This window comes from Oscillatoria sp. CS-180 (assembly GCF_028330965.1).
Taxonomy (GTDB): Bacteria; Cyanobacteriota; Cyanobacteriia; order Phormidesmidales; family Phormidesmidaceae; genus Halomicronema.
The window spans coordinates 23,406-32,011 of sequence record NZ_JAQMUB010000001.1 but is presented as its reverse complement, the minus strand read 5'-3'; the positions used below and the strand labels follow the sequence as shown (position 1 = coordinate 32,011).

The following is an 8,606-nucleotide window of genomic DNA, read 5'->3' as shown; positions in this document are numbered from 1 at the left end:
TTTGAGGTGTTCTGAATTGCGTCAGAAGGCTGCAAAAAATACTCAAAACAGACATTCAAGCCTGTCATCGTTCCTGCGAAAAGCTCAAACTCACCCTTGACAACAAACATAATCGCTTTCGGGGTATTGGGTGGTTTCGACGCCTCCTCAATCTCAGACATATACGACGAGTTGAGGTTTCAATCCCCTTACTGGTTCACCCCCACAAGCGTGGGGACAACCGCATCCTCAAGATTTGGTTTCCGACGCCTGAACGGTTCACCCCCACAAGCGTGGGGACAACTATTTCTTCACCGCCGCACTCAGTGATCTTTACTGGTTCACCCCCACAAGCGTGGGGACAACGTAATTCCCCAGCCACTCCGACTACTGCATAGTACGGTTCACCCCCACAAGCGTGGGGACAACATTGATTACCGAAGCCGAGTTTCAGGCGGCTGTACGGTTCACCCCCACAAGCGTGGGGACAACGCTACTCTGACGACATCCTGCCGAGGCTGTTCAGCGGTTCACCCCCACAAGCGTGGGGACAACGAGCCGTCGTACGTAATCCTCAAGTTCATTGAAACGGTTCACCCCCACAAGCGTGGGGACAACCAGCGCAATGTTTGTCAAACAAATACATTGCCGCCGGTTCACCCCCACAAGCGTGGGGACAACCCCCACAAAGACGGATCAGTGTTGAGGAGTTCTTCGGTTCACCCCCACAAGCGTGGGGACAACTACCCTAAGTGTCACCCCATCACCCAAATTACGCGGTTCACCCCCACAAGCGTGGGGACAACTAGCTCTCCTTGCTCGTTTTGATGACTTACAGACGGTTCACCCCCACAAGCGTGGGGACAACGCAGCAGCAATCTCCAGTCGGAGCGACCGGGCACCGGTTCACCCCCACAAGCGTGGGGACAACGCCTTAGCTAGCAACTCGTTTTCCAACAATATCCCGGTTCACCCCCACAAGCGTGGGGACAACGACATGATCTATCGCTGCACTCAACTACTTAGTAAGGTTCACCCCCACAAGCGTGGGGACAACGATGACCTGGGAGACATCAACAAAGCTGACGTCCGGTTCACCCCCACAAGCGTGGGGACAACTGAGGGTTGCCGACATAGCTTCTCAGCACCGTCTCGGTTCACCCCCACAAGCGTGGGGACAACCGATTTTGAGCACCCGTCGCACATGAACTAGCTCGGTTCACCCCCACAAGCGTGGGGACAACGCAACGGTGGGGCTGCCGAGTTCACTAAATCTGCCGGTTCACCCCCACAAGCGTGGGGACAACGCAAGGTGGAGTTGCTCTCACGCGCTACTGGGCGGTTCACCCCCACAAGCGTGGGGACAACGGATAAACCAGCGCTTTTATCCCGAATGTACTGACGGTTCACCCCCACAAGCGTGGGGACAACTGATCAATGACTGGCTCTCCGTTATCGTATGAGACGGTTCACCCCCACAAGCGTGGGGACAACTGCAGATGGTTTCATCTGCTGCCCGCTGGCAGGGCGGTTCACCCCCACAAGCGTGGGGACAACTCAGCGGCCCGTTGCTGAGATTTGTTAAAAGATTCGGTTCACCCCCACAAGCGTGGGGACAACGGATCAAGAGAGGGCTTTCTCTTCTGCATTGTCTCGGTTCACCCCCACAAGCGTGGGGACAACTTGCCTTGCTGAAATTTGCTTAGACAATTCAACAGCGGTTCACCCCCACAAGCGTGGGGACAACGCTGAGACAGTCCATCCAGCGCGGCGGCAGCGTCGGTTCACCCCCACAAGCGTGGGGACAACGATGACTCCAATTGATTGTTAAGAGCATACCGGCGGTTCACCCCCACAAGCGTGGGGACAACGGATACGCAAAATACCGATGTTCAGCGCGCTCACGGTTCACCCCCACAAGCGTGGGGACAACTATCAGCTGCGATCGCTGCCATGCAGGGCACTGGCGGTTCACCCCCACAAGCGTGGGGACAACTCAATCACCATCCCAGAGTTCTAGTGGCCTAAACGGTTCACCCCCACAAGCGTGGGGACAACTCCGAATCCTCGCAACGAATGTAGATTACAGAACCGGTTCACCCCCACAAGCGTGGGGACAACACTTCCAAAATACCTGAAGTTACTGGACTTTCACCAATAGTACCCCCTCTATGTCTACCAGTGTCCTCGACGGATTTCCGAGCATTCGAGCATCAAACCCCTGTTCGTTTCGTTGCGGGTAAATCAACAGTGCCGAACCAGCATCGACCTTATCCTCAATCAAAGCCCACAACTCATCACGCACTAATGCTGAGACCCGCCCTGCAAAGACCCCAGCCTTGATTTCAAATAACCAGCGACTAATTTCTCCGCGCAATGACGGACTAACATTTTCCAAGACCAACACAATCATGGCGAGTCCTCATCGTCCGACCAGTTCTTGCCCCCCTCAACAGTCTGCAAAACGTCATCCCATAAGAAGCAAATTGGCTCCTCATCCACATCAATATCTAGGCCTAGCACTTGGTCAATGTCCCGAACAATGCGGTGCATAAGCCGATAGTCGGCAAATTTTCGATGACACCGATGGCGAACATAGCGATCGAGTTCGAGATAACCGTTTGCTACTGTCTCAAAAGCGGCAGGAATGGTTGTTTCTCCCTTGTACAAATCCGCAATGTCATAGACAAAAGAGAGTGGTTTGCCCGTGTGAATAAACCCTAAAGCAGGTGCATAACCTACAGAGTGCAACGCCGCTTGACAGACTGCATACAGGCAAGTGTTGGCAACTGATAGCGCCCGATTGATAGGGTTTGCGGCATCCCAATTTTCCTGCTTATAGTCTCTGCCGTGCCACTCTACGCCCGTTTCCTTGCTCCACCGCTGATAGAGCGTTCTCACTCGTACCCCCTCATGGCCTCGGATTTGCTGAAGGTTGAGGTTTTCATCAAGCGGCTCATCAAACCGAAAAAGATACATGCGCCGCACAACCGTCAAGCGCTGAATCGAATCGGCCCATAGCGTTGCCTGATGAATTAGGCGTCTGGCATTATTTGCCCCGCTACGGCCTTGAGCATAAAAGCGCATAACATCTTCACCCACCCACTGTATTTGGCAAACACTGTCAGCCAAGGTTTTGATAGCAGCATGGGTAATAGAGGTGCCAGGCCCTAACAATAAAGTCGAGACGGCAGCACAGGGAACAAAAAATTTACTTTTTTCTTTGAAGACCGCGATCGCTCTCCCTTCTTGCTCAATGCGGCAATGCTCGAAATACAAGAAGCTGATACGATCCCGCGCCTTCGGCAACGTTCGCAGTCTAGACATACAGTTAACCTTGAACTCAAACAGTTATGTTCTGATTCGAGCCAAAGACAGTAATCCACACCCATAGGATTTACCTCTCCCTAGCCCGAGTTGGACAGCAGATAAAAATAATTCGGAGGCGGTAACTTCTAAAACACCTTGAAAGAGAGCAGTAGTGATGCGAATGGGAGCAGTACCTTTTTTCTTAATGCCAAAGACACTAGGAGATGGGATGACATCGGGATTAAGTAAACGGAACCCACAGCGATCGCCCTGTCGCTCTAACCAGGCCAGTTGATCAGAGCGATGGTAAAAGCCGATGATCTTCTTGGTTTTGTTGTCTCGCTTGCTAGGGTTAGCCCGAAGGCGAAACTGGAAGATAGGACTGGCTGAGAGAGACTCTGCCGTTAAACTCATTGCTTTGATGGCGTAATGCCGCAAGTACAAATCGGGCAATTTTGTCCAATCTGGTTCAATCTCCGACTGCACCAGCACCACATCACTATCAGGTTCTTGGCGAAAAAGAACGTGCCAGTCTTCACGAGGGCGATCGCGGCTATCTTCATCAGGGAATGCCTGCATGATGCGTTGATGAAACTTGTGGGCGTTGCCCAGTTCACGCAGTACAAAAGTCTTTTGAGAATTTAGAAGTAGCTTAGAGAGGTACATGGTTAGGTAACCTCCAGTGGAAAAAATTGAGTATCTACACAACGGCTGGCAAAGAGACGGCGTTGCCAGTCTAAAGGTACGTCTTGGCGCACATCAGGACTGTTAGGCACCTCTAGGATGTATTCCAATTTGCCTGGAGGTGGATCATGCCCTTTCAGAGCAGTTTCCAAATCAGTTGCAACCAGACCTTCAGGGATATGAATTGGCCAGCTAGGGACAAAGCTCTTGCGACCAAAGTAAAGTTGCCAGCAGGGAGCTTGAAGGGCAGCATCTACATCAGCTAGTTTGGCGCGATCTCCCTCCAGTCCCACCAGGTAGTTTGCATCGGCAATGTAGTAACGATGGCTAATCACAGTGCCACCTTTACCACCACCCGATTTGATCCCATCCATAACGGTGTGATAGTCGCATTGGATGGCGCCAGGTTTATCAATGCGGACGCCCATTTTGAGGGCAGTAAGGTCATTGACGGGCTCCCAGCGGGGTCGTCCAAGGGCGGCACAGAGCAGGCCAATAACAGCGGATTTGGTGGGTTCGCGGCGGCTATCGCGAATGGTGAAGCGGCTGTGGTCGCCCCAACTCATCATCGGGGCACGAAACCGCATGAGTAGGGTCGCCATGATTATTCACCCTCCGGGAATGCAGCCGCGATCGCATCTTTCAGCAACTCCTCAACTGTGGGCTTCTCAACTGTCTTCAAGTGTTCCAACCGCTGAGCCAGTTGCTCACGGGTGACGATACCTTTGAAGGCAACTGACTTTTCGCCATACATTTTGGTGAGTTCGTGCCAGTGATAATCAAGCTTGGCAACGGCATTTTCCAACAGGCTCATTCCATTTTTAGGAGCAACTGGATTTTCAAAAGCATCCACCAGTGAAACGGGCTGACCATGGCGGACGATAACCATGACGGCGGCGGGCAAGCTGTGGGCAGCAAAGCCGTTTTGATGTCCAGTAGGAATGGCCTGGATAAAGGCTTCGGCAAAGGCTTGGGTGATGCCAGATAGATGCTCTTTGCTGCCTAAGTTTTTCTCAAGCTGTTGAGTGTCCACAACTGTGAAACGGTAATAAGTAGAGCTGTTGTAGCCGGTTTCACCCAGGTGGTCGGCACCGGAATCTGTCTCGGCACCCAAATCACTGGTATCGCTCAAATCGTCCACCGCTGTGAAGAAATCGAATTCCTGCTGCAACTTATTGACGCTGATAGCGTGGGCCATTTGTACCGAGGCATCCACATTGACTGAGGGAAGAGAGGCCATCATGCGACCAAAAAGCGCAACGTCGCCGGGTTTACCTGTTGTGGCCAGAGACTTTTCAATTACTTTGGGAATATTGGGATCTTTTTTTGGTAAAGCTGGGGTGTCTCCCGTCAGGCCAGGGGCAATTACTTCCCAATTGGTGATGAGAATGTTGGCGATCGCTTCAATTTCTGTCTGTCCTAAAAACAAGATCGTCTTGGTCTTACCCGGACTCTTAGGGTCTTCTTCTGCCCCCAAGACTCCTAAAGCTAACTTGGCGGCAATTTCGGCCTGTTCTTCCGCAATCTCAGCTTGCAGTAGCAGCGGCTTCAACTCTGCCAACCAAGACCGAGAACGATTGGCAAACTGATCGGCACTCAATTCTGAATGGGCTTGGTAATGCAGCCGCACGGCTCGCTTTTGGCACTGGCTAGAAATGCGGGCACGGGGGCGTCCGCCAAACACAGTGGACTTGGGCATCCCATTTTCATCCCGGTTTAGATTGGCTGGAGGAAAGCTTTGTAGGACGTGGATTTCAAATTGCATGGTGGTGTTCTCCAAAAAGAGTGAAGATGAACAATGATTGGAATCAGGGACTAAGCATCGACAAGGTCGCTGCTATCGGTGGCTGGGGCATTATCAGGCGGCGTGGGAGCATTCCAAAAGGCCCGTGCCCACTTGTCTTGGATGTACTGGTCTGGGTGCTCCCAACGATTGAGGTCTACCAGCAGTTGGGGATAGCTGATGACGACTTTTTTCTTGCTCGATCGCATCAGTCGCACCATGGCGGTGAGAGGCGATCGCAAATCTTCCAGAGACGTTTCCAACAAAGACCGAAACCGACGCTCTGGCCCTTTAGAACCATCCTCAGTCTTAAGCTGACGGGCACTGTCGCCAAAGGTGAGTTTGCTCTTTGGATTAATGTCTTGGGGATAGTAGGCGAGAAAGCCAGTGACCCAAAGCCATTGCTCTAGTTGGTATTGCGCTCTCTGATCACTCAGGTAACGGAGGATAATAGGGTACGCGGCTCGTTGATGGCGAGGCTCACCTGTGAGGGTGCGTTTTAGGGTGGCTTTCACTCCGCTGTCACGTTCAATGGCATTGTGAATTTCGTGCAGAACTTCTGCCGCCCGCTGCACCGCAGGCGAAATGGGTGTAGTTATGGTCATCATGTTGTCCTGTATGAGTGGCAAAAAACTATCTGACGTTGGCCGTAGCCTTCTTTCCCTTCTTCGCTTTGGGCTGGATGTCGCCCCGCAATTTCGCCAAGTGATAGCTGAGCGATCGTAAAGCAGCCGCCCGGGCCTCATAGTTCCGAATGGAGGCGATCGACTCAGTAAAGGCATCAGTTGCGACTTTCTGAACGGTTTTTGTCCATTCCGGTAGAACCTGGTTGCCATAGGTGAGGCTGCCATCGGCTCCGGTCGCATCATCCTTTGGGAGCTGTAAGAGTAAGGTTGGAAAAGCCTGGTCAAGGGCCGACCAGTAGCGGGATTCGCCATCTAGGGCTTGGGCCAACGCTCCGACATCGCCATGTTTAAGCACTTCAGCCAGAGCATGGTACGGACTCCCTCGGAACGACCGGAAGACATTCTGATGATCTTCCGCCGCCTGAACTGCTGACTTCAAGGCATCCCACAGGGGCTTGTCTTTGAGGTAAAGCATGGGAGCAGAAAAGTCTTCGCTACTCCAGCCCAGGGGCTTGGCATTATCGACGGATAGTCCCAACACCTGCAAGCTCAACCGCTCGTCAGCGAACTCATCTTCTTGCAATTCAGCCACCCAACTAACGATGCGAGGCCGTTCGCCCACATCCGAAGACTGTAAAAATGCGGTCGAATCACGCCAAAGAGAACGACTTAAGTTCAAGCGAACGGTAAAGAGTCCCTTCTTAGTTTTGTGATAGGCGACGCCACATTCCCACTGGCTGGTAGAAACATCTTTGGGAATGCGATCTCCTCCATGAAAAGCCACATTGACGGCGCGATCTCCTTCAAAAAACAGCCGTACCCGCCGCCATTGATAGGTCAGGTAATCAATGTATCCATTAGGGATGCGTTCTACTGCTGCTGTCGACTCCCGCTCCCAGGCTGGTAGATCCTCACCGTTCACTACACTCGGAATTTCTTTTGGCGGGTTGTACTGCATCAGATTCAACAGCAACGTTTCCTTCAGAGTGTTACCTCTGACCAGGACATTGGCCGCATCCATCGTGGGAATAACCCCTGCGGAAATTGATGACCCGGTCTTACGGCCCCCGACATCAAACCAGTGCAGCCTCAACACTAGCCGAGCTGCTTCCTCAATCGAGAGAGAAGAGCCGCTCCACTGGTGTTCATGACAAAAGACCGTGCTGGTGTTATTGCCATGCAGAACATAGGCTTGATAGATTTCTGCCGCTGCTTCTTGACTGATGGAGGCAACTTGCAGAAAGGGGCGTTCTGGATGCAGCAGATCAAAGCAGTTCGTATGGTCTTTTATGTAGGCAATTGCCGCCTGACCATCATCCTGCTCAATCTCTTCCCAATGATCGACATCCTTTGGTCCCTGGTAGGCCCGATGCAAAATTGCCAGCAGGAAGCGGTAGATGGCCAGGGTGGTCGGCGGATTTTCTCCGCGAACTTCCTTCATCTCATTCCAGCATTCAAACAGTCCGATTAGGGAGACTTCCCTTAGTTGGAAATCTTCGAAAACCACTGGAATCCAGGGTTTCGTTGTCAAATCAAAAGTCATGGGTATTCACAGAAACTAAAGTTGTCTTAAAAGATCACCCGCCAACAATTGGGGCTTATTGGTTCAGCGATTCCATCGTTTTTTCGATAAGGTTGACCGGCTTGACGTGACCGATAAAGAGTGGAGGTTGATACGCCTAGCAGAATGGCTACTTGTTCGGTCGTACAAGTCTTGATAAACGTCGTTGTTGCCCTTGATTTGCGCTTTCTTCTCAAAGGGAGGGAATCTGGTTCGCCGGAAAAAATATTTAGTTGAAATACGGTGACTGTGTCCAAGACGAAATGTACGAGTGAACTGTTGTTGGTAGACAGGCAAGCTAATCCCCTTAACATCCCCAGCAAATACCGCCTTAAAATTTAATCTCGCGCAATTGCCGAGACGAGATTCGTTTTTCGCTCAGTGAGGTAGGATCTACAAAATACTTTTTGTCCCAGTACATTCGCAGGGGAAAATATCCCGGAACGAATACCCCCACTGCTGTGGGGAAAGGTATTTCCCCTGCGAATGCTGCTGGACCACCCCCATCATCATGGGGAATATGACGAGACTCTAGCACAGACAAAAATTGTTTGACAACCCATTCCTCTGCGAACGCTGCCTTAAGAACTACCCAGCTAAGTGACGCGACACTGATAAAACCCTTGCCAGATAAAGACTCTGTTCGTTTAAATTGAAATGACAT

At 51.7% G+C, this 8,606-nt stretch carries 8 protein-coding genes and 1 CRISPR repeat array; all 8 genes read right to left on the bottom strand.

Annotated features, from left to right (window positions below; translation table 11 throughout):
- Nucleotides 1-192 precede the first annotated feature (192 nt).
- Nucleotides 193-2,100: a CRISPR direct-repeat array (repeat unit 29 nt; unit sequence CGGTTCACCCCCACAAGCGTGGGGACAAC).
- A 19-nt stretch (nucleotides 2,101-2,119) separates the two neighbouring features.
- A complete protein-coding gene (cas2e, locus tag PN498_RS00205) occupies nucleotides 2,120-2,392 on the bottom strand; it encodes a type I-E CRISPR-associated endoribonuclease Cas2e (protein ID WP_272060647.1) in 273 nt (90 codons plus the stop codon).
- The gene (gene cas1e, locus PN498_RS00200) at nucleotides 2,389-3,306 is read right to left on the bottom strand and encodes a type I-E CRISPR-associated endonuclease Cas1e (RefSeq protein WP_272060646.1); all 918 of its coding nucleotides are present in this window, start codon (nucleotides 3,304-3,306) and stop codon (nucleotides 2,389-2,391) included. Before cas1e ends, cas2e begins: the two co-directional genes overlap by 4 nt.
- 24 nt (nucleotides 3,307-3,330) lie before the next feature.
- The gene (cas6e, locus tag PN498_RS00195; RefSeq protein WP_272060645.1) at nucleotides 3,331-3,954 is read right to left on the bottom strand and encodes a type I-E CRISPR-associated protein Cas6/Cse3/CasE; all 624 of its coding nucleotides are present in this window, start codon (nucleotides 3,952-3,954) and stop codon (nucleotides 3,331-3,333) included.
- Nucleotides 3,955-3,956: 2 nt separating this feature from the next.
- Complete coding sequence (gene cas5e, locus PN498_RS00190; protein ID WP_272060644.1) at nucleotides 3,957-4,574, bottom strand: type I-E CRISPR-associated protein Cas5/CasD; 618 nt, start codon at nucleotides 4,572-4,574, stop codon at nucleotides 3,957-3,959.
- A gap of 2 nt (nucleotides 4,575-4,576) precedes the next feature.
- Nucleotides 4,577-5,737, bottom strand: coding sequence for a type I-E CRISPR-associated protein Cas7/Cse4/CasC (gene cas7e / locus PN498_RS00185; protein WP_272060643.1), 1,161 nt, complete (start codon nucleotides 5,735-5,737; stop codon nucleotides 4,577-4,579).
- A gap of 50 nt (nucleotides 5,738-5,787) precedes the next feature.
- The gene (gene casB / locus PN498_RS00180; protein WP_272060642.1) at nucleotides 5,788-6,363 is read right to left on the bottom strand and encodes a type I-E CRISPR-associated protein Cse2/CasB; all 576 of its coding nucleotides are present in this window, start codon (nucleotides 6,361-6,363) and stop codon (nucleotides 5,788-5,790) included.
- Nucleotides 6,364-6,388: 25 nt separating this feature from the next.
- On the bottom strand, nucleotides 6,389-7,924 hold the full coding sequence (gene casA / locus PN498_RS00175; RefSeq protein WP_272060641.1) for a type I-E CRISPR-associated protein Cse1/CasA: 1,536 nt from the start codon (nucleotides 7,922-7,924) through the stop codon (nucleotides 6,389-6,391).
- Between the two features lie 349 nt (nucleotides 7,925-8,273).
- Complete coding sequence (locus PN498_RS00170) at nucleotides 8,274-8,606, bottom strand: hypothetical protein (RefSeq protein WP_272060640.1); 333 nt, start codon at nucleotides 8,604-8,606, stop codon at nucleotides 8,274-8,276.